Source organism: Streptomyces sp. NPDC003635 (assembly GCF_053587635.1).
Genome location: NZ_JBSFOK010000025.1, coordinates 1 through 19,513, shown reverse-complemented (window position 1 = coordinate 19,513; position 19,513 = coordinate 1). Strand labels below are relative to the sequence as shown.

Below are 19,513 nucleotides of genomic sequence, written 5' to 3'. Positions count from 1 at the left end.
CACCTCCACTGTCAACTCGACGCCCGGATCGTGGGACGTGGTTCACCTCATCCGGTCCATCTGACAGGTGAAAGGTTTGTGCAGGAGGTACCCGGGACACATGGGGCACCACCGGGCGCGCTCCGGAACGAGATCGAACTCCTGGGCGTCTTTTTCCGTACTAGGTCTGTACGGCCCCGGAGGCCCTCCCGGGTCTCGTCCGCGTGTCAAGGTTTATGCCGATTTGAACACTTTCCGCTAGGCCTTGGTTCCGCAGAGTGAATAAGGGGCCCAATAGCAGATCTCGGCTTGACTCGCCCGGAGCAGCACACTTGTAATTTCACTCGTGTCGTTCAGCCGAAATCGGTAACGGCTACATCACGGGGACGCGAAAGACAGACGAGGGGCGCACATGACCGAGCTGGTGCAGCAACTGCTGGTCGACGACGCGGACGAGGAACTCGGCTGGCAGGAGCGCGCGCTGTGCGCCCAGACCGACCCCGAGTCCTTCTTTCCCGAGAAGGGCGGATCCACCCGCGAGGCCAAGAAGGTCTGCCTCGCCTGTGAGGTCCGCTCCGAGTGCCTCGAGTACGCCCTCGCCAACGACGAACGCTTCGGCATCTGGGGCGGCCTGTCCGAACGCGAACGACGGCGCCTGAAGAAGGCCGCCGTCTGACCGAACGGCCCCTTCGCACGCAACCGGCGGCCCGTCGCAGGTGGGTTATCCACAGGCGGCGGGCCGCCGTCGTGCCCAGCCGATAGTGTGGTCGCTCGTCCGAGACGCCCCGCTGTCCCCTCGTACCCGAGGAGGCACAGGCGTCCACCGCAGTCCACCGAACCGGGGCCCGTACCTCGATGTCCGTGCACAGCCACACGACAGCGCGTCAAGACGCCGCTGCCACACCAGAGTTCCCGCGTCATGTGGTGACCGCGGTCCTCGTCTCCCACGACGGTGCCCGCTGGCTGCCCGACGCGCTCGCCGGGCTGCTCGGCCAGGAGCGCCCCGTGCAGTCCGTCATGGCCGCCGACACCGGCAGCGCCGACGACTCCGCGCAGCTGGTCACCGAGACCCTCGGAGCCGACCGGGTGCTGCACCTCGCCCGGCGCACCGGCTTCGGCCAGGCCGTCGAGGAAGCCGCCCGCACCGCTCCCGTCCTCACCCCCGAGGAGCTGCCGTACCTGAAGCGGCCGAGCGGCTGGGACCCCGTCACGCGCACGTGGCGCGACGACGCCTACGACCTGCCCGAGCTCCCGCACGGCGAGCCGGTGCAGTGGCTGTGGCTGCTGCACGACGACTGCGCCCCCGAACCCGACGCCCTCGCCCAGCTGCTGCGCGTCGTGGAGAACGAACTCGAGCTGGGCCGGGACGACGTCGCCGTCGTCGGCCCCAAGCTGCGCGGCTGGTACGACCGCAGGCAGCTGCTGGAGGTCGGCGTCTCCATCGCCCACTCCGGCCGCCGCTGGACCGGCCTCGACCGCCGCGAACAGGACCAGGGCCAGCACGACCACGTCCGGTCCGTGCTCTCGGTGTCCACCGCCGGCATGCTGATCCGCCGCGACGTGTTCGAGCAGCTCGGCGGCTTCGACCGGCGGCTGCCCCTGATGCGTGACGACGTCGACCTCTGCTGGCGCGCCCAGGCCGCCGGCCACCGCGTCCTCGTCGCCCCCGAGGCGGTCGTACGCCATGCCGAGGCGGCCTCCCGCGAGCGCCGCACCGTCGACTGCGCCGGCCGCACCACGGCCTCCCCGCACAAGGTCGACAAGGCCGGCGCCGTCTACACCCTGCTCGTCAACACCCGCTCGGCCGTGCTGCCCTGGGTGCTGCTGCGTCTGGTGCTCGGCACCCTGCTCAGGACCGTCGCCTATCTCGTCGGCAAGGTGCCGGGACAGGCCGTCGACGAGATCCGCGGTCTGCTGGGCGTGCTGCTGCGGCCCGAGCGGATCATCGCCGGACGGCGCACCCGCGGCCGGCCCGTCGTCGACAAGGGTGAGCTGCGGCCGCTGTTCCCGCCGCCCGGCGCGACCGTGCGGGCCACCGTGGAGCAGGCCGCGGGCAGCCTCTTCGGCAGCTCCGACCCCGAGGCGACCGCGGGCGCCGGACGGCACGGCGGCGGCATCGAGTCCGGACCGGGCGGCGACGACGCCGACTTCCTGGAGATCGAGCAGTTCGCCCGCCTCAAGCGCGTCGCCCGCAAGCCGGGACCGGTGCTCTTCCTGGTGCTGCTGCTCGTCTCGCTCGCCGCCTGCCGCGCCCTGCTCGGCGCCGGAGCCCTCGCGGGCGGCGCCCTGCTGCCCGCCCCGGCCGACTCCGCCGAACTGTGGTCGCGCTACCTGGACTCCTGGCATCCGGTCGGCGCCGGCGGCACCGCGTCCGCGCCTCCGTACCTGGCCGTCGTGGCGATGCTGGCCTCCGTCCTGTTCGGCTCGACCGGACTCGCGGTGACCGTCCTGCTCGTCTGCTCCGTGCCGTTGGCCGGGGTCAGCGCCTACTTCGCCTCCCGTCCGCTCGTCACGTCGCGCCTGCTGCGCGCGTGGGCGGCCGTCGTCTACGCCTTCCTGCCCGCCGCCACCGGCGCCCTGGCCGGCGGACGGATCGGTACCGCTGTCCTGGCCGTCCTGCTCCCGCTCATCGCGCGGGCCGGAGTCGCCGCCGGCGGCCTCGCGAACACCTCCGGGGCGCGCGGCAGTTGGCGGGCCACCTGGGCGTACGCCCTGCTGCTCACGGTCACCACCGCGTTCACGCCGATCGTGTGGCCGGTCGCGCTGCTGCTGGGCCTGGCCCTGCTGGCCGTGCGCCGCACCGAGATCACCGCCTACGGCCTGCGCTTCCTGGCCCAGCTCGGCACCCCGCTGCTGGTCCTCGCGCCCTGGTCGCTGACCCTGCTGCCGTTCGGCTTCTTCCAGGAGGCCGGCCTGGAGTACGGCGCCTCGGCCGGCTCCGCCCTCGACCTGCTCGGCGCCAGCCCCGGCGGCCCCGGCACGGTCGGCGGACTGATGCTGATCGGTGTCGTCCTCGCCGCGCTGGCCGCCCTGCTGCGCTCGGAGCGCCAGTTCGGCGTCCGGACCGCCTGGGCGGTCGCCCTGGTGGGCCTCGTTTTCGCGGTCCTGTCCAACAACTCCACCTGGGCCGGACCCGCCACCCTCGTCTACGGCCTCGCCCTGCTGGCCGCCGCCCTGCTCGGCGCCGACGGGGCACGCTCGCGGGTCGCCGAGCAGAGCTTCGGCTGGCGCCAGCCGGTGGCCGCGCTGATCGCCCTGGCCTGCGCCGTGGGCCCGCTGCTCGCCGCAGTCGGCTGGATGATCGACGGCGCCGACGGACCCGTGGAGCGGCGCGAGCCGGTCCAGGTGCCGGCGTTCGTCGCCGAGGAGAGCGGCAACCGCGACCAGGGCCGCACCCTCGTCCTCGACAGCGACTCCGCGGCCCACGTCAGCTACACCCTGGTCCGCGGCTCCGGTGCCCGCCTCGGCGACGCCGAACTCGCCGCGGCCGCGGGCGAGAACACCGGGCTCGACAAGGTCGTCGCCAACCTGGTCGCCGGCTCCGGCGCCGACCAGGCCGACCAGCTCGGCAAGTACGCCGTGGCCTACGTCCTCGTCCAGCAGGGCTCCCCGCGCGAGGTCGCGCGCGTGCTGGACGCCACCCCCGGCCTGAAGCGGCTCAGCAAGAAGAGCGGGACCGCGCTGTGGCGGGTCGGCGACGATGTCGCGCGGGCCACGATCGTCGCCGGATCCGCCGCCCCGCAGCCCGTCGCCGCCGGTCCCGTCGAGATCCACACCGAGATCAAGCCGGGGGCCGACGGCCGGATCCTGCGCCTGGCCGACACCGCCGACGAGGGCTGGACGGCCACCCTGGACGGCAAGCCGCTCACCCGCACCACCGTCGACGGCTGGGCCCAGGGCTTCGAACTCCCCGCCTCCGGCGGGCGGCTGGACGTCACCTTCGAGGACTCGTTCGGCCACACCGCCTGGCTGTGGGCCCAGGGCTCCCTCGCCGTCGTCCTCGTCGTCCTCGCCCTGCCCGGCCGCCGTCGCGACATCGACGACGACCTCCCCGAGGAGCCGCCCGTCCCGGCGCAGGCCGTGGCCGGCGAGGGCCGCCGCGCCCGCCGCCTGCGCGCCCAGGCGGAGGCCGAGGAACAGGACGGGCCGGAGGAGTTCCCGGCGCCTCCCCAGGAGGCGCCCGCCGCCCCGGTCCCGCAGCAGCAGCCCTACGGCGACCACGACACCCCGAGCTACGCGGGCGCCCCCGAGTACGGCGGCTACGGCGACCAGTACCAGAGTGGTCAGGCGTACCCGGCGGGCGGCTACGACCAGGCCTATCCGGCGGATCCGTACCAGGCGGGCCAGTACGACCCGTACGCGTACGGCGGACAGGCCCAGCAGGGCACGTACGACCCGACCGCCTACGACCAGGCGTATCAACAGCAGGGGTACGACCCCGGTTACGACCCGGCGCAGCCGCACGAGCGTCCTGACGGGAGCCAGCAGTGAACCGCACCACCCTCTCCCTGCTCGCCGGCGTGACCGCGCTCGCCGCCGTCACCGGCTTCGCCGCGCTGAGCGTGCCCGAGGCCTCCGGCCAGGACAGCGCCGAGGCGGCCGCCGTGCTGCCCGTGGAGCGCACCAGCCTGCTCTGCCCGACGCCCAGCACCTCGGACCTCGCCGAGACGACGTACACGTCCTTCACCCCGGTCACCAAGGGCGCGGGGAGCGACGGAACGGCGGAGCTGCGGGCCGCGGAAGGGAAGTCGACGGAGGAGAAGGGCGACGAGACGGACGACGACGCGAAGAGCGGCGACAAGCCCTTCCTGGCGCCGAAGGAGCCCGGCAAGCCGGTCACCGGGGACGCCTCCGGGGCCGACTCGCCCGCCCTCGTCGGCACCGCCGAGGGGAAGTTCGCGCCCGGCTGGACCGTGCAGCAGACCACGGACGTCACCGCCGGCACCGGACGCGGCCTCCAGGGCGTCAACTGCACCGCCCCGGACACCGAGTTCTGGTTCCCGGGCGCCAGCACGGCGGCCGACCGCACGGACTACGTGCACCTGACCAACCCCGACGACTCGGCGGCCGTCGTCGACATCGAGCTGTACGGCAAGGACGGCGCCCTGGAGACGTCGATCCCGGACGGCATCCAGGTCGACCCGCACTCCACCGAGCCGGTCCTGCTGTCGCCGCTCGTCGACGGCAAGCGGGAGACCAACCTCACCGTGCACGTCAGCGTCCGCAGCGGGCGGGTCGGCGCCGCGGTGCAGGCCCTGGACGACAAGCTCGGCGGCGACTGGCTGGCCGCGTCCGAGGACCCCACGGGCAGCCTCGTCCTGCCCGGCATTCCCAAGGACGCCAAGGCGGTCCGTCTGGTCGCCTTCACCCCCGGCGACTCCGACGCCGACCTGAAGATCCAGCTCGCCTCCCCGTCCGGCCTGATCACCCCGGCCGGCAACGAGACGCTGCACGTGAAGGCGGGCATGACCTCCGCCGTCGACCTCGGCGACGTCACGCGCGGCGAGCCGGGCTCGGTGGTCCTGACCCCCACGGACGGCTCGGTCCCGGTGGTGGCCGCGCTCAGGGTGACCCGCGGCGAGGGCGCCGACCAGGAGACGGCGTTCATCCCGGCCACACGGGCGGTGGGCACCCGCGCGACCACGGCGGAGAACACCGCCAAGGGCACGACCCTCGCCCTGACGGCCCCGACGGCGACGGCCCAGGTGAAGGTCACGGCGTCCGCCGGCACCGAGGCGGGAACGGCGTCGACGAAGACGTACACGATCAAGAAGGGCACGACCCAGGCCATCGCCCTGCCCGCGCCGTCAGGCCTGAAGGGCGCCTACGCGCTCACGGTCGAGACGGTCTCGGGCGGTCCGGTCTACGGCTCCCGCACCCTGTCCGCACCCCAGGGAGACGTCCCCGCCTTCACGATCCAGCCCCTGCCGGACGACCGTGGAACAGTGGAGGTCCCGCAGGCGGAACAGGATCTTTCGGTCCTCAACTGAGGGCCCCTGACCGGTGCGCCGAGCCCCGTCTGACGAATCTTGACGCATTGTTCAAATTTTCCGAGGATGAGGAGGTTGCGCTCAGATCAGGCGGTTGGGGGGTTCCTGGTCCAGCCGGCCGCGAAGGTCGGCAGAATCAGGCTCGGCCACCGGAGACGACTCCGCCCGGCCGATGGCGATCATGAAGAAGAGGAATGCGCTTTGGAACCGTCGACTCGCATCGTGGTGTTCGACCTGGACGACACTCTCGCCCTCTCCAAGGCGAAGATCACGCCCAGGATGTCCCAGTGCCTGATGCGCCTGCTGTCCCAGAAGCAGGTCTGCATCATCTCGGGCGGCCGGTACGAGCAGTTCCAGACCCAGGTCCTGGAGGAACTGCCGCTCACCCCCGAACTCGCCGAACGCCTCCACCTCATGCCGACGTGCGGGACGCGCTACCTGAGGTGGGAGTCGGGCGCCTGGCAGGACATCTACTGCGAGAACCTCTCGGAGGACGAGAAGTCCCTCGTCATCGAGGTGCTGACGGAAGGCGCGAAGTCCCTGGGGCTCTGGGAGGACGACACCTGGGGTGACGTGATCGAGGACCGGGGCAGTCAGGTCACCTTCTCGGCCCTCGGCCAGCAGGCACCCCACCAGGCCAAGGCCGCCTGGGACCCCGACGGCTCGCGCCGCGGGGCGCTGCGGGAGTACGCGGCCGAGCGACTGCCCGGCCTGGAGGTCCGCAGCGGCGGCTCCACGTCCATCGATGTCACGAAGAAGGGCATCGACAAGGCGTACGGCATGCAGCGGCTGCTCGAGCACCTCGATCTGCGGATGGAGGAGGTCCTGTTCATCGGCGACCGGCTCGACGAGGGCGGGAACGACTACCCGGTCCGGGAGATGGGCGTCCCCTGCGTCGCCGTCACCGGCTGGGAGGAGACCGCCGACTACATCGACACCCTGCTCGGCGAGACGCCGGAGCGTCCCGTTCCTCCGCTCCTGGAGCCCTTGGACCTGCGCTGACCCGTCCTCGGTGCCCGGGCGGCTCGGGTAGGAGCCGCCCGGTGGTTCCGCGTACGTCCGGACAGCCCGGTCAGTCCTCGCCGTAGCGCGGATCGACCGTCTCCGGGGTGAGTCCGAGGATCTCGGCGACCTGTTCGACCACGACCTCGTGCACCAGCGCCGCCCGCTCGTCGCGTCCCTTGGTGCGGATCTCCACCGGCCGCCGGTAGATGACCACGCGCGCGGGGCGCCCCTCGCGCGCCGCGATCGTGCCGCCCAGCGGCACCGCCTCGTCGTTCCAGGCCTGCCCGCGCCCGTTCAGGGGCGGCACCTCCAGCACCAGGAAGTCGATCTCGGCGAGCTGCGGCCACCGCCGCTCCAGACGCTCCACGGAGTCCTGCACCAGGTCCGCGAAAGCCTCGGCACGGCTCGCCGCCAGTGGCACCTGCGGGGGCGCGATCGGCCCACGCATGCCCCTACCGTGGCGATCACGACGGCGGGGCCCGGGGCCGGCGGCACGGGGCGGTACGGGGTTGTCCATCACTGGTGAAGCCTAGTCCTCGCCGGGGCCGGGTGCCCCGCGCCGCACCCCTTCGCGGCCACGGGCCGTCCACCCGACACGCCATGTCGCCGGATGACCATTCCAGCCAAGGTTGGGCTCGATTCCGTATCTCTCCAGGACCGGCGATCTCCGAGCAAATGACGTGGTTTGTACCAAGTGATGACCAAGCCACCTTCTGCGCGACCGGCCGGAAATCGCCGTCGCCGCAGGTCAGAGAGGTGTGTCAGAAGGGGCGTGTGGGGCGTTTCGCGCCACGACACGGTGGAGTGACCTGATGGAGAGTCGTCGCGGCCCGCTCAAGAGTGCGGTACCGTCCAACGTCGTGAGCCCTGTACGTCGCTGTTCGCGCACCGCTTGCGGCCGCCCCGCCGTCGCGACGCTGACGTACGTCTACGCCGACTCGACCGCGGTCCTCGGCCCGCTCGCCACCTACGCCGAACCCCACTGCTACGACCTGTGCGCCGAGCACTCCGAGCGCCTGACCGCCCCGCGCGGGTGGGAGGTCGTCCGCCTCCTCGACGGCTCCGCTCCGGCCCGCCCCAGCGGCGACGACCTGGAAGCGCTTGCCAACGCCGTGCGCGAGGCGGCCCGTCCGCAGGAGCGCGCCGCGGAGGCGGGTGGCGGCGCGCGCTCCGCGGACCCGATGGAGGTCGCGCGCCGCGGTCACCTCAGGGTCCTGCGCTCTCCTGACAACTGACCTCGCGTCACCCTTTCCGGCAGTTCTCCGCCTGCGCGTTCAGCGAACGACGCACGACCATCGACGTGGCCTTGTCGCGGACACGGCCAATCCGTCTCGGTCGAAGCTTCTCCGCCCAACTCGCGGACATCGACGCCGCCCTGGCCGGCGCGGGCGCCACGGTCGCCCTGCCGGCGGCGGCGAACAGCTCCGGCGGCATCCTCGGCAAGATGATCTCCCCGCAGGACCTCACCATCGCCTGCGCCGCCGTGGGGCTGGCGGGCAAGGCGGGTGACCTGCTGCGCAAAAGGTTGCCGTGGAGCATCGGCCTGTTGACGGTGAGGTGCCTGATCGTGGTGGGGCAGGGCTCGCCGGTGCCCGGGTGAACGCCGCCGTGACGCCCGCGGGCGAGCCGTCCCCCCTCCGGTCGCGTGTGCCTCGCCCCGGACCGACCCGCCCCAACCCCCGGCGTCCGGCCCCCACCAGCGGTACCCTGACCAGGCACATCCGCGACACCCACCGCCCCGAAGGGACCCCCATGCCGCTCGAAGCCGGTCTCCTGGAGATCCTCGCCTGCCCGGCCTGCCACGCCCCCCTCAAGGAGCAGGACACCGAGCTGATCTGCACCGGCCAGGACTGCGGCCTGGCCTACCCCGTCCGCGACGGCATCCCGGTCCTCCTGGTCGACGAGGCCCGCCGCCCCGCCTAACCCGCCACCCCCCGGCGATCGGAGGCTGCCGACCGTGCTCGACGAATCGCTGCTCGACACCCCCGAGGCCCTCTCGGAGGCCGACCGTCGCGGGCTGCTCCGCGGCGCCGCCGAGGCAGGCGCCCGGGTCCGCACCGCCGCCCGGCACGCCGTCGAGGCCGGCGTGACGGACCTCAAACCCGACGGCCGCCCCCGCGCCGTCCTCATCGCGGGCCCCGGCGCCGCCGCCATCTGCGTCGCCGACCTCCTCGGCACCCTCGCCGGCGCCGGCAGTCCCGTCACCCGGCTGGCCCCCGCGGGCGTCGCCCCCGCCGCCGGCGCCCTGCGCTGGGAGCTGCCCGGCTGGGCCGGCTCCGTGGACCTGCTGCTCATCGCCACCCCCGACGGCACCGAACCAGGCCTGTCCCTGCTCGCCGAGCAGGCCTACCGCCGCGGCTGCACCGTCGTCGCCGTGGCCCCGGCGCGCACCCCGCTCGCCGAGGCGCTGCAGACCGCCCACGGCCTGTTCGTACCGATGGCGACGGCGCCGTACGAGGAGCACACCCCCCTCGCCGCCTCCGCCCCCGGCGTCCTGTGGGCCCTGCTCACCCCGCTGCTCGCGCTGCTGGACCGGATCGGGCTGCTGACCGCCCCGGCCGACGGCCTGGAGAAGGTCGCCGACCGCCTCGACCACATCGCCGAGCGCTGCGGGCCCGCCATCGCCACGTACAGCAACCCCGCCAAGACCCTGGCCGCCGAACTCGCCGACGCTCTCCCTGTGATCTGGACCGAGGGCACGTCGGCCGGGCCCGCGGGCCGCCGCTTCGCCGCCGACCTCGCCGAACTCGCCGGCCGCCCGGCGGTCGTCGCCGAACTGCCCGAGGCGCTCGCCACGCACAGCGCCCTGCTCGCCGGGCCGCTGGCCGCCAGCGCCGACCCGGACGACTTCTTCCGCGACCGCGTGGAGGAGGCCCCCGCGATGCACGCGCGCGTGGTGCTGCTCCGGGACCGCCCAAGCGGCGGGCTCAGCGCCGCCCCCGCCGCCCGTGAACTGGCCCTCGGCCACGACACGCCGATCAGCGAACTGGAACCGGAGCCCGGCGACGAACTGGAGACCCTCGCGGAGCTGATCGCCATCACGGATTTCGCCGCCGTTTACCTGGCGCTCGCCTCGGGCGCCTGATCTTGCTCAGGACGCCCTGACCGTCGTACGCGGAGCGAAACCCGCGTCGTACGCAGAGAGAACCGCATGGACCGCCTCGACAACACCATCCGCCCCTACGCCTGGGGTTCCACCACCGCGATCCCGCAGCTGCTGGGGGTCGAACCGACCGGCGAACCGCAGGCGGAGATGTGGATGGGCGCCCACCCGGGCGCTCCGTCGCGCACCGGCCGGGGCACCCTTGTCGACATCATCGGCGCCGACCCGGAGCGGGAACTGGGGCACGCGTGCGTGGCCAAGTTCGGCCCACGCCTGCCCTTCCTGCTGAAGCTCCTCGCGGCCGGTGCCCCGCTCTCCCTCCAGGTCCACCCGAACCTGGCCCAGGCCAAGGAGGGATACGCCGAGGAGGAGCGCCGAGGCGTCCCCGTCGACGCCGGGCACCGCAACTACAAGGACGCCAACCACAAGCCCGAACTGATCTGCGCCCTCACCGAGTTCGACGGCCTGTGCGGCTTCCGCGACCCGGTGCAGGCGGCCGATCTGCTCGACGGCCTCGGCGTCGACTCCCTGAAGCCGTACGTCGATCTGCTGCACGCCCATCCGGAGGACGCCGCCCTGCGCGAGGTCCTCACCGCGATCCTCACCGCCGACCCGGACGAGATGACCCGCACGGTCACCGAGACCGCCGCCGCCTGTGACCGCCTGGGCGGCGGCTGGGCGCCATACGCCGATCTCGCCCACCACTACCCGGGCGACCCCGGTGTCATCGCCGCGATGCTCCTCAACCACGTCCGACTCCAGCCGGGCGAGGCCCTGTTCCTCGGCGCGGGCATCCCGCACGCCTACCTGAACGGCCTCGGCGTCGAGATCATGGCCAACTCCGACAACGTGCTGCGCTGCGGACTGACCCCCAAGCACGTCGACGTCCCCGAACTCCTGCGCGTCGTCCGCTTCGAGGCCGCCGACCCCGGTGTCCTGCGCCCGGAGGCCGCCCCGGACGGCGAGGAGGTCTACGAGACCCCGATCGACGAGTTCCGGCTGTCCCGGTACGTCCTCCCCGAGGGCACCGCCCGCCACGACCTCACCCGCGCCACCCCGCAGATCCTGCTCTGCACCGCGGGTTCCGTCCGCGTCGGGGAGCACGAACTGAGCCCCGGTCAGTCGGTCTTCGCGGCGGCGGGGGAGAAGGCCGAAGTGTCCGGTACGGGCACACTTTTCCGCGCCACTGTGATCGTATGACCGACGCTGTGGACACCTGACGCGCCGCACCCCGGCGAGGCTGCAACAATGGCGCACCGGCAAAGGACGGGCAAAGCCAGAAGGGGCCGCGCCCGGGACGGCGTACGAAGGGACAACGCGAACTCATGAGCGCGTCAGGCGGCACCAAGGCGATCGTGGCGGCACTCGCCGCCAACCTCGCAATCGCGGTAGCGAAGTTCGTGGCGTTCCTGTTCAGTGGCTCGTCCTCGATGCTCGCCGAGTCGGTGCACTCGCTGGCCGACTCCGGCAACCAGGGCCTGCTGCTCGTCGGCGGCAAGAAGGCCCAGCGCGAGGCGACCCCGCAACACCCCTTCGGCTACGGCCGCGAGCGCTACATCTATGCCTTCCTCGTCTCGATCATCCTCTTCTCCGTCGGCGGCATGTTCGCCCTCTACGAGGGCTACGAGAAGATCAAGCACCCGCACGAGATCGAGCACTGGTACTGGCCGGTGGGCGTCCTCGTCTTCGCGATCATCGCCGAGACCTTCTCCTTCCGCACCGCCATCGTCGAGTCCAACACCCTGCGCGGCAAGAAGTCCTGGAAGGAGTTCGTGCGCCACGCCAAGGCCCCCGAGCTGCCCGTCGTGCTTCTGGAGGACCTCGGCGCGCTGGTCGGTCTGATCCTGGCCCTGGTCGGCGTGAGCCTCGCCCTCGCCACCGGCGACGGCGTCTGGGACGGCATCGGCACCCTCTGCATCGGTGTGCTCCTCATCCTGATCGCGGTCGTCCTGGCCATCGAGACCAAGTCGCTGCTGCTCGGCGAGGCTGCGGGCGCCGACGAGACCCAGAAGATCGAGGCCGCGATCGTCGACGGCGACACCGTCACCCGCATCATCCACATGCGCACGCTGCACCTCGGCCCCGAGGAGTTGCTCGTCGCCGCCAAGGTCGCCGTCCGGCACGACGACACGGCCAGCGAGATCGCCGCGGCCATCGACGCCGCCGAGGCCCGTATCCGCGACGCCGTTCCGATCGCCCGTGTCATCTACCTGGAGCCGGACGTCTACAGCGAGGCCGAGGCAGCCCGCGGCGCCGACCGCGAGGCGACCCCCGGAGGCCCGGCCCCGGCCCCGGAGAGCACCGACCACTGACGCCCGTCACGGAGAAGGGGTCCGCCGAGATGACTCGGCGGACCCCTTCGTCGTACGACGGTGGCGTCACGGATGACGCGACGACGGTGGCGTCACCGCCGCCGCGGCGACGCACGCGTCACAAATTGTCGGGCCACAACACCGTGTCCACCGCGGGCCGCCGCCGTCGGATCCGCACCCCGATCGCGAGAACCAGCCCGATCAGGGCCAGCACCAGCCCGATCAGGGCGGCCAAACCCAGCAGCAGGGGGCCCGCGTAACTGTCGATCACCCGACCTTGTACGGCCTCCACGGCAACCGTCCCCTCGTGGTCCTCGGGGAACAGGCGCGAGTCGCGCGAGTTCTGCCGATGGTCACCGAGCAGGAAGAGCCTGCCCTCGGGCACGGCCACTTCGTACGGCCGGTGCAGCCCGTCCGCGATGCCGTCCTTGACGTACGACTCGCGCAGCGGCTCGCCGTCCACGGTGAGCGTCTCCTGGGGCGTGTCCTGGTTCTTGCAGCAGACGACGCGGTCGCCGCCCACCCCGATGACGCGCTGCATGACGTTCACCCCGGACCCGTACCGCTCGGGCGCCGAGTACAGCACCACGTCGCCCGGCCGCACCTCGTCCCCGCCGACGCGCTCGGCGACGATCCGGTCCCCGATGCCGTACGTGGGCGACATGCTGTCGCTGCTGACGGTGGACAGCACGAAGCCCGTCCGCAGCCACACCAGGGATCCGACCACCATCGCCAGCCCCAACAACCCCGCCACCCACGCAGTCACCGTCAGCCCGCGCGCCGTGCTCGCGTCCATGCCACTCCCTCCCCATGCGGAACTCCCGCAGCGGCAGAGGGTATCGGCCTGATACGAACGGCCGTACGGGCCCGCGGTGCACGGACCCGTACGGCGGCTACTGGATCTGGCGCGGCACCCGGATCGGACCCGACGCCCCGGCTACTGGATCTCGCTCAGCACCCGCAGCACCGTGGATTCGTCCGCGGCCGCCGTCAGCCGCTCCCGGAACCCCGGGTCCATCAGCATTCGCGACAACAGCGCCAGAATCCGCAGATGTTCATCGCCCGCGGCAGCCTCCGGTACGGCGATCATGAAGACCAGCCTCGCCTTCGTACCGTCCAGCGAGGCCCACTCGACGCCCTCGGCGGACCGCGCGAACCCGACGACCGGCGCCGACACCGCGTCCGTCTTGGCATGCGGAATCGCGATCTCCTCGCCGAGCCCGGTCGTCCCCTGCGCCTCCCGCCGCAGCGCCGTCGCCACCAGCTCGTCCACATCCGCGACCCTGCCCGTGCGCGCCAGCAGCTCCGCCATCTCCCGGATGGCGGCGCCCTTGTCACCGGCGTCGAGCCGGACCTTGACGGTGTCCGGGGTCAGATAGCCGGACAGGACTTCGGCCGCTGCCCTTTTCGCCACCTCTTCGGGTCCTGACTCTTCGGGCGCGGACTGTTCAGGCGCGGACCTTTCCGGCGCACGCGCCGTCGGCACCGCCCCCCTCTCCGCGGCCACCGCAGCCGCGCCGACCAGCGCGGGCTCGGGCACGACGGCAGGCGCGTCGACGACCGGCTCTCCCCGTCGCCTCCGCTCACCGATGTCGACCAGCGCGACAGTCGTCAGCGCGGTCACCGCCGTGCCGATCGCCACCGCCACGAAGAACATCGGTACGCCGCTCACCGCGCCCAGCATCGCCACGATCGGCCCGCCGTGCGGCACCGCGTCCTCGACCCCGGCGAGACCCGCGACCGCTCCGGCCACCGCGCCGCCGAGCATGTTGGCGGGGATGACCTGCGCGGGCCGCGCCGCCGCGAACGGGATCGCGCCCTCGGATATGCCGAAGCAGCCCATGAACAGCGAGGCCAGACCGGTCTCCCGCTCCTGCTCGGTGTACAGCCGCTTCCGGATCAGCGTGAACCACCCCGCATCCTGCATCACCTCCCGCTCCGCTCAAAGGCCCGAAAATCCCGGAAACCGCAGGTCTGTGACACCCTGCCCCGCCGTTCGCAGGTGTCCTGTTATCGCTCCTCCACCGGTCCCACGAGCCTTCGTCCACCGGGTTCACCGGCCCCCCGAAGTCGCCCGCGCTGACGTGATCTTCCCGGAGCGGACTGGGGTCGCCGGGTCGTCCGGTGTAGCTTGGAACAGAGCCAGACGTCGCTGCTGATGGCGGTCGGTCGGTCCCGACACGGACCGGCCGAGGGAGAGAGGGCCTCCGACGGACTGCGCTGCGCGCACGCGGGCATGCCTGTGTCCTCTTCGGGCACCCCTGTGTCCGCCGCCGCGCAGACCAGCCCTACCCACCTCGCCCCAACCCCGAGGAGCAGCTCGCAATGACGACTGTCGAGAACCGACAGGACTTCAAGGTCGCCGACCTCTCCCTGGCCGAGTTCGGCCGCAAGGAGATCACCCTCGCCGAGCACGAGATGCCCGGCCTCATGGCGATCCGCAAGGAGTACGCCGAGGCCCAGCCCCTCGCCGGCGCCCGCGTCACCGGCTCCCTGCACATGACCGTGCAGACCGCCGTCCTCATCGAGACCCTGGTCGCCCTCGGCGCCGAGGTCCGCTGGGCGTCCTGCAACATCTTCTCCACCCAGGATCACGCTGCCGCCGCGATCGCCGTCGGCCCGAACGGCACGCCCGACAACCCGCAGGGCGTCCCGGTCTTCGCCTGGAAGGGCGAGACCCTGGAGGAGTACTGGTGGTGCACGGAGCAGGCGCTGACCTGGCCGAACACCCCCACCGGCGGCCCGAACATGATCCTGGACGACGGTGGCGACGCCACCCTCCTCGTCCACAAGGGCGTCGAGTACGAGAAGGACGGCAAGGTCCCCTCCGTCGACACCGCCGAGTCCGACGAGCACCGCGTCATCCTCGAACTCCTGCACCGCACCATCACCGACGGCTCGCAGAAGTGGACCCAGCTCGCCTCGGAGATCCGCGGCGTGACCGAGGAGACCACGACCGGCGTCCACCGCCTGTACGAGATGCACCGCGACGGCACCCTCCTGTTCCCGGCGATCAACGTCAACGACGCCGTCACCAAGTCGAAGTTCGACAACAAGTACGGCTGCCGCCACTCCCTGGTCGACGGCATCAACCGCGCCACCGACGTCCTCATCGGCGGCAAGACCGTGGTCGTCTGCGGCTACGGCGACGTGGGCAAGGGCTGCGCGGAGTCCCTGCGCGGGCAGGGCGCCCGCGTGATCGTCACCGAGATCGACCCGATCTGCGCCCTGCAGGCGGCGATGGACGGCTACCAGGTCACGACCCTCGACGAGGTCATCGACAAGGCCGACATCTTCATCACCACGACCGGCAACAAGGACATCATCATGGCCGCGGACATGGCCAAGATGAAGCACCAGGCGATCGTCGGCAACATCGGTCACTTCGACAACGAGATCGACATGGCCGGCCTCGCCAAGGTCCCGGGCATCGTCAAGGACGAGGTCAAGCCGCAGGTCCACACCTGGACCTTCCCCGACGGCAAGGTGATCATCATCCTGTCCGAGGGCCGCCTGCTGAACCTGGGCAACGCCACCGGTCACCCGTCGTTCGTGATGTCCAACTCCTTCGCGGACCAGACCCTGGCCCAGATCGAGCTGTTCACCAAGCCCGACGAGTACCCGACCGACGTCTACGTGCTGCCCAAGCACCTCGACGAGAAGGTCGCCCGCCTCCACCTGGACGCACTCGGTGTGAAGCTCACCAAGCTCCGCCCCGAGCAGGCCGCCTACATCGGCGTCGAGGTCGACGGTCCCTTCAAGCCGGACCACTACCGCTACTGACACGGCTCTCGAGCGCTGCTGACACGGCTCTCGAACCATTGCCCGTGAGGAGCGCGTCCGTGCACGGACGCGCTCACCAGCAACAGGTCCTCAGGGCAGGCCCCCGCACCCCCGTGCCGGGGGCCTGCCCGTCTGGCCCTCAGCGGCCGGACCAGCCCGTCACGACTCAGGACCCCCATGCCCCGCGGCCGTTATTCGCTCCACGATCCGCACGATCACACCCCCCTCGCAGAAGAGCACTTCCACTGCGCGCCCGGCCCTTCCGGCTGGCGCTACGTATCCCAGCTCACCGCCCCCTCGGGCGATCACAGCGGGTCCGTCGACCTCACCCTCGACGAACTCGGCCGCCCCATCCGCCTCGAACTGCACGCAGGCGGCTGGCAGGTGCGCGGTGCCGCGCTCGACGGCGTCACCTGGGTCCGTACGGACCCCGCAGGGACTGACGCCACGGAAGGCAATGTGCGCGCCCATGCCTTCACCGGCACGTCCCCCGCGTTCCTCATCGCCACCACCCGTCTCCTGCGCCTCACCCCTTCCGACTCCGCCACTCGCGTACGCCTCGTCGCCTTCACGGACCCAGTACTCGCCCCGCGCACCGTCGACCAGTCCTGGGCCTTGCTGAAAAGAGAAGCACACGCCACTGACAACGGCCCCCTGGCCGTGGACGAGTACCAGGTCACAGCCCTGGACACGGGCGAACAGCACGCCGTGCACATCGCGGGGGACGTAGTTCTGTCGGCGCCGGGGATCGAGCTCGAAGACCTCGAGTCGCCGCCGTCGTCGTTCGCTTGAGCGTGCGGCTGGTCGCGTGAGGGTGAGCGAGGGCAGGCGGCCTGCGGGGCCGGGAATTTCGACCCAGGGTCAAGCAGGCGGCACGAAGCCGGTGCTCGGCCGGTCGGGGGAGGGCTCCTCGTGGGGCACCGGCTGCCGAGTCGTCGCGGCGGTCTGCGTCGGGTCGCTCGGCGCGGACGGGGTTTCAGGCGCGGGCCGGTCGGCCGGGTAGCCGTAGACGCCTGACGTCGGCGCGGGGTAGGGACCGGGCGCCGGTGCGGGCTGAGGCCAGCCGCCGGCCGTTGCCGTCCCCGCCGGAGTCGGGCCAGCCGGAGTCGCGCCGGTCGGCGCCGCCGCCCCGTTCGCGAATGTGCGCCTCGCCTCGCGGGCCTGCCGTTCCTGCAACATGGCCGCCAAATACGCCGCCGGCGGCACCCCCTGCAGCGCCGGCGTCGCCGTACGAGCGGCCAGATCGGACGCGAGCCGCTCCGCCATGGTCCAGCTGACCTGCGGATCCAGCTGCTGCATCCGGGTCAGGTACTGACGTACGGCAAGCCACAGACCATCGGGAACCGCCGAGAGATCCAGCTCCGAGAACCGTCCGGCAAGCCACGGCGGAGGCGGCGGTACAAAGCCACCCTGGGCCTGCGGCACCCGCTCCCGCACCACGAGCGTGCCCGCGAACACGTCCCCGAGCCGTCGACCCCGGGCAGAGACCAACGACGCGACACAGGCGACGACCCCGAAGGTCAGCAGAATCTCGATGACACCGATCGCACCTCGCACCAACGCATGCCGGAACCGGATCGGCCCGCCGTCGTCCCGCACCACCCGCAACCCGCAGGCCAGCTTCCCCAGCGAACGTCCGTGGCTGAGTGTCTCGACCGCGATCGGCGCACCGACCAGCACCAGAAGGAAGGAGGCAATCGAGAGCGCGACCTGCGCGGCCTCGTCCAGCGAAGCGGTGGCCGCGACCAGACCAATCGTCACGGCGATGTAGACGGCGACGGCGACGACCAAGTCGAGCAACACGGCGAGAGCCCTGCTGGGCAGCCTCGCTGGGCGCAGCTCAAGCGCCACCGCCTCGCCCGTCACCAGCTCACTCACGCCTGCCCGTCCTTCCCCGACCTGCCCCTGGAACGGCCAGTCTGCCAAGCTGAGAGCGCATCGCGCGCCAGTACGACAAGCTGACACCAACGACGGGCCGCCGACGAACAGCCGAGGAGCATGAACACAGATGGACCTCGACGTCTTCGTCACCGCGCACCGCGCCGAGTGGGACCGCCTCGAAGCCCTGCTCCAACGCCAGCGCCGCCTGACCGGCGCGGAGGCGGACGAACTCGTCGCCCTCTACCAACGCACCGCCACCCATCTCTCCCTGATCCAGTCGAGCGCCCCGGATCCGCAACTGACCGGTCGGCTCAGCCAGCTCGTGGCACGCGCGCGTAGTGCCGTGACAGGCACCCGTCGTGCCTCCTGGCGCGACGCGACCCGCTTCTTCACCCATGGCTTCCCCGCGGCCGTCTACAAGTCCCGCCATTGGTGGGTACCCACGGCCCTGCTGTCGACTCTGGTGGCAGCCCTGCTGGGCTGGTGGATCGGCACCACCCCCGAAGTACAGGCCACCATCGCGGCCCCCGCCGAGCTGCGCGAGCTCACCCGCCCCGGTGGCCAGTACGAGACCTACTACTCCAGCCACCCCGCGACCTCGTTCGCCGCCCAGGTGTGGACGAACAACGCCCAGGCCGCCGCGCTCTGCCTGGTCCTGGGCGTCTTCCTGGGGCTCCCGGTCCTCTGGATCCTCTTCCAGAACATGCTCAACCTCGGTGTCGGAATCGGCCTCATGTCTTCCGCGGGCCGCCTCGACACCTTCCTGGGCCTGATCCTGCCGCACGGCCTCCTCGAACTGACAGCGGTCTTCGTCGCCGCGGGCACGGGCCTGCGCCTCGGCTGGACCGTCATCGACCCCGGCCCACGTACGCGCCGCACCGCCCTCGCCGAGGAGGGCCGCGCCGCCGTGGGCATGGCGATAGGCCTCGCCGTGGTCCTCTTCGTCTCGGGCGCCATCGAAGGCTTCGTCACCCCGTCGGGCCTGCCCACTTGGGCCCGCATCACCATCGGCGTCGTGGCTGAGCTGGCATTCCTGGCGTACGTCTATGTAGTCGGCGGCCGTGCAGCGCGGGCCGGCGAGACGGGGGACGTGGAGGAAGCAGACCGCGGCGCCACTCTTCCGGCGGCCGCCTGATGTGCGGACACACCTGATGAGCTGCTAGTCTCCTCTTCGCCCCGAGAGAGCCGTTGACACGGATCGATCGGGGAGGTAGATTCGAACAGTTGCCTGGACTGGACATGGTCCGGTCGGTGACAGTGACAATCTGTCCGCTTCTTGAAGTATCGATCAAGTTGATTACTGAGAAGCGCCCCCGATCAATCGGAAAAGGATGGCCGGTCAGACCGGCTCGAAACTTCTGATAAAGTCGGAACCGCCGGAAAGGGAAACGCGAAAGCGAGAACCTGGAAAGCACCGAGGAAATCGGATCGGAAAGATCTGATAGAGTCGGAAACGCAAG

At 71.6% G+C, this 19,513-nt stretch carries 16 protein-coding genes and 1 pseudogene; 13 read left to right on the top strand and 4 right to left on the bottom strand.

Annotation, left to right across the window (positions count from 1 at the left end; genetic code table 11):
- Positions 1-391: 391 nt before the first annotated feature.
- From ACWDRW_RS23015 to ACWDRW_RS23000, 4 genes are all read left to right on the top strand, one after another.
- Positions 392-655, top strand: a complete 264-nt coding sequence (locus tag ACWDRW_RS23015; protein ID WP_003975777.1) for a WhiB family transcriptional regulator — start codon at positions 392-394, stop codon at positions 653-655.
- Positions 656-834: 179 nt separating this feature from the next.
- The gene (locus tag ACWDRW_RS23010) at positions 835-4,470 is read left to right on the top strand and encodes a glycosyltransferase (protein ID WP_451725832.1); all 3,636 of its coding nucleotides are present in this window, start codon (positions 835-837) and stop codon (positions 4,468-4,470) included.
- Positions 4,467-5,969, top strand: a complete 1,503-nt coding sequence (locus ACWDRW_RS23005) for a DUF5719 family protein (protein ID WP_451725831.1) — start codon at positions 4,467-4,469, stop codon at positions 5,967-5,969. Before ACWDRW_RS23010 ends, ACWDRW_RS23005 begins: the two co-directional genes overlap by 4 nt.
- A gap of 201 nt (positions 5,970-6,170) precedes the next feature.
- Positions 6,171-6,971, top strand: a complete 801-nt coding sequence (locus ACWDRW_RS23000) for an HAD-IIB family hydrolase (protein ID WP_451725830.1) — start codon at positions 6,171-6,173, stop codon at positions 6,969-6,971.
- A 70-nt stretch (positions 6,972-7,041) separates the two neighbouring features.
- Here the strand turns inward: ACWDRW_RS23000 and ACWDRW_RS22995 are convergent, their stop codons facing one another.
- On the bottom strand, positions 7,042-7,491 hold the full coding sequence (locus ACWDRW_RS22995) for a metallopeptidase family protein (protein WP_451725970.1): 450 nt from the start codon (positions 7,489-7,491) through the stop codon (positions 7,042-7,044).
- A gap of 295 nt (positions 7,492-7,786) precedes the next feature.
- Here ACWDRW_RS22995 and ACWDRW_RS22990 point away from each other — a divergent pair, with 295 nt between their 5' ends.
- The 6 genes from ACWDRW_RS22990 to ACWDRW_RS22965 all read left to right on the top strand — a co-directional run bounded on the left by ACWDRW_RS22990 (position 7,787) and on the right by ACWDRW_RS22965 (position 12,389).
- Positions 7,787-8,209, top strand: coding sequence for a DUF3499 domain-containing protein (locus ACWDRW_RS22990; protein ID WP_200705038.1), 423 nt, complete (start codon positions 7,787-7,789; stop codon positions 8,207-8,209).
- Positions 8,210-8,274: 65 nt separating this feature from the next.
- On the top strand, positions 8,275-8,574 hold the full coding sequence (locus tag ACWDRW_RS22985; RefSeq protein ID WP_451725829.1) for an L-lactate permease: 300 nt from the start codon (positions 8,275-8,277) through the stop codon (positions 8,572-8,574).
- A gap of 152 nt (positions 8,575-8,726) precedes the next feature.
- Positions 8,727-8,897 carry a Trm112 family protein gene (locus ACWDRW_RS22980; RefSeq protein ID WP_007382472.1) on the top strand — a complete coding sequence of 57 codons (171 nt, stop codon included), beginning with the start codon at positions 8,727-8,729 and terminating at the stop codon, positions 8,895-8,897.
- A gap of 34 nt (positions 8,898-8,931) precedes the next feature.
- Positions 8,932-10,059, top strand: coding sequence for an SIS domain-containing protein (locus ACWDRW_RS22975; protein ID WP_451725828.1), 1,128 nt, complete (start codon positions 8,932-8,934; stop codon positions 10,057-10,059).
- 66 nt (positions 10,060-10,125) lie between these two features.
- Positions 10,126-11,277 carry a mannose-6-phosphate isomerase, class I gene (manA, locus tag ACWDRW_RS22970; protein ID WP_451725827.1) on the top strand — a complete coding sequence of 384 codons (1,152 nt, stop codon included), beginning with the start codon at positions 10,126-10,128 and terminating at the stop codon, positions 11,275-11,277.
- A gap of 125 nt (positions 11,278-11,402) precedes the next feature.
- On the top strand, positions 11,403-12,389 hold the full coding sequence (locus tag ACWDRW_RS22965) for a cation diffusion facilitator family transporter (RefSeq protein WP_451725825.1): 987 nt from the start codon (positions 11,403-11,405) through the stop codon (positions 12,387-12,389).
- Between the two features lie 118 nt (positions 12,390-12,507).
- On the opposite strand, the gene lepB is transcribed toward ACWDRW_RS22965, so the two are convergent.
- Together lepB and ACWDRW_RS22955 are read right to left on the bottom strand one after the other, a co-directional pair.
- Positions 12,508-13,185, bottom strand: a complete 678-nt coding sequence (lepB, locus tag ACWDRW_RS22960) for a signal peptidase I (RefSeq protein ID WP_451725823.1) — start codon at positions 13,183-13,185, stop codon at positions 12,508-12,510.
- A 141-nt stretch (positions 13,186-13,326) separates the two neighbouring features.
- A pseudogene (locus ACWDRW_RS22955) lies at positions 13,327-14,304 on the bottom strand (fructose PTS transporter subunit IIA); the annotation flags it as partial.
- A gap of 410 nt (positions 14,305-14,714) precedes the next feature.
- Here ACWDRW_RS22955 and ahcY point away from each other — a divergent pair.
- The gene (gene ahcY, locus ACWDRW_RS22950) at positions 14,715-16,172 is read left to right on the top strand and encodes an adenosylhomocysteinase (RefSeq protein WP_451725822.1); all 1,458 of its coding nucleotides are present in this window, start codon (positions 14,715-14,717) and stop codon (positions 16,170-16,172) included.
- A 177-nt stretch (positions 16,173-16,349) separates the two neighbouring features.
- On the top strand, positions 16,350-16,964 hold the full coding sequence (locus ACWDRW_RS22945) for a hypothetical protein (RefSeq protein ID WP_451725820.1): 615 nt from the start codon (positions 16,350-16,352) through the stop codon (positions 16,962-16,964).
- A gap of 69 nt (positions 16,965-17,033) precedes the next feature.
- Here the strand turns inward: ACWDRW_RS22945 and ACWDRW_RS22940 are convergent, their stop codons facing one another.
- Positions 17,034-18,050, bottom strand: coding sequence for an RDD family protein (locus ACWDRW_RS22940; RefSeq protein WP_451725819.1), 1,017 nt, complete (start codon positions 18,048-18,050; stop codon positions 17,034-17,036).
- Between the two features lie 130 nt (positions 18,051-18,180).
- Between ACWDRW_RS22940 and ACWDRW_RS22935 the strand changes: the two genes are divergently transcribed.
- Positions 18,181-19,188, top strand: a complete 1,008-nt coding sequence (locus tag ACWDRW_RS22935; RefSeq protein WP_451725817.1) for a stage II sporulation protein M — start codon at positions 18,181-18,183, stop codon at positions 19,186-19,188.
- Positions 19,189-19,513 lie beyond the last annotated feature (325 nt).

What these genes read in the sequence shown, in the direction of transcription:
- ACWDRW_RS23010 (WP_451725832.1), top strand. Translation starts at nt 835, where the DNA reads ATGTCCGTGCACAGCCACACGACAGCGCGTCAAGACGCCGCTGCCACA.
- lepB (WP_451725823.1), bottom strand. Translation starts at nt 13,185, where the DNA reads ATGGACGCGAGCACGGCGCGCGGGCTGACGGTGACTGCGTGGGTGGCG.
- ahcY (WP_451725822.1), top strand. Translation starts at nt 14,715, where the DNA reads ATGACGACTGTCGAGAACCGACAGGACTTCAAGGTCGCCGACCTCTCC.
- manA (WP_451725827.1), top strand. Translation starts at nt 10,126, where the DNA reads ATGGACCGCCTCGACAACACCATCCGCCCCTACGCCTGGGGTTCCACC.
- ACWDRW_RS22965 (WP_451725825.1), top strand. Translation starts at nt 11,403, where the DNA reads ATGAGCGCGTCAGGCGGCACCAAGGCGATCGTGGCGGCACTCGCCGCC.
- ACWDRW_RS22945 (WP_451725820.1), top strand. Translation starts at nt 16,350, where the DNA reads ATGCCCCGCGGCCGTTATTCGCTCCACGATCCGCACGATCACACCCCC.
- ACWDRW_RS22935 (WP_451725817.1), top strand. Translation starts at nt 18,181, where the DNA reads ATGGACCTCGACGTCTTCGTCACCGCGCACCGCGCCGAGTGGGACCGC.
- ACWDRW_RS23015 (WP_003975777.1), top strand. Translation starts at nt 392, where the DNA reads ATGACCGAGCTGGTGCAGCAACTGCTGGTCGACGACGCGGACGAGGAA.
- ACWDRW_RS22980 (WP_007382472.1), top strand. Translation starts at nt 8,727, where the DNA reads ATGCCGCTCGAAGCCGGTCTCCTGGAGATCCTCGCCTGCCCGGCCTGC.
- ACWDRW_RS22995 (WP_451725970.1), bottom strand. Translation starts at nt 7,491, where the DNA reads ATGGACAACCCCGTACCGCCCCGTGCCGCCGGCCCCGGGCCCCGCCGT.
- ACWDRW_RS22990 (WP_200705038.1), top strand. Translation starts at nt 7,787, where the DNA reads ATGGAGAGTCGTCGCGGCCCGCTCAAGAGTGCGGTACCGTCCAACGTC.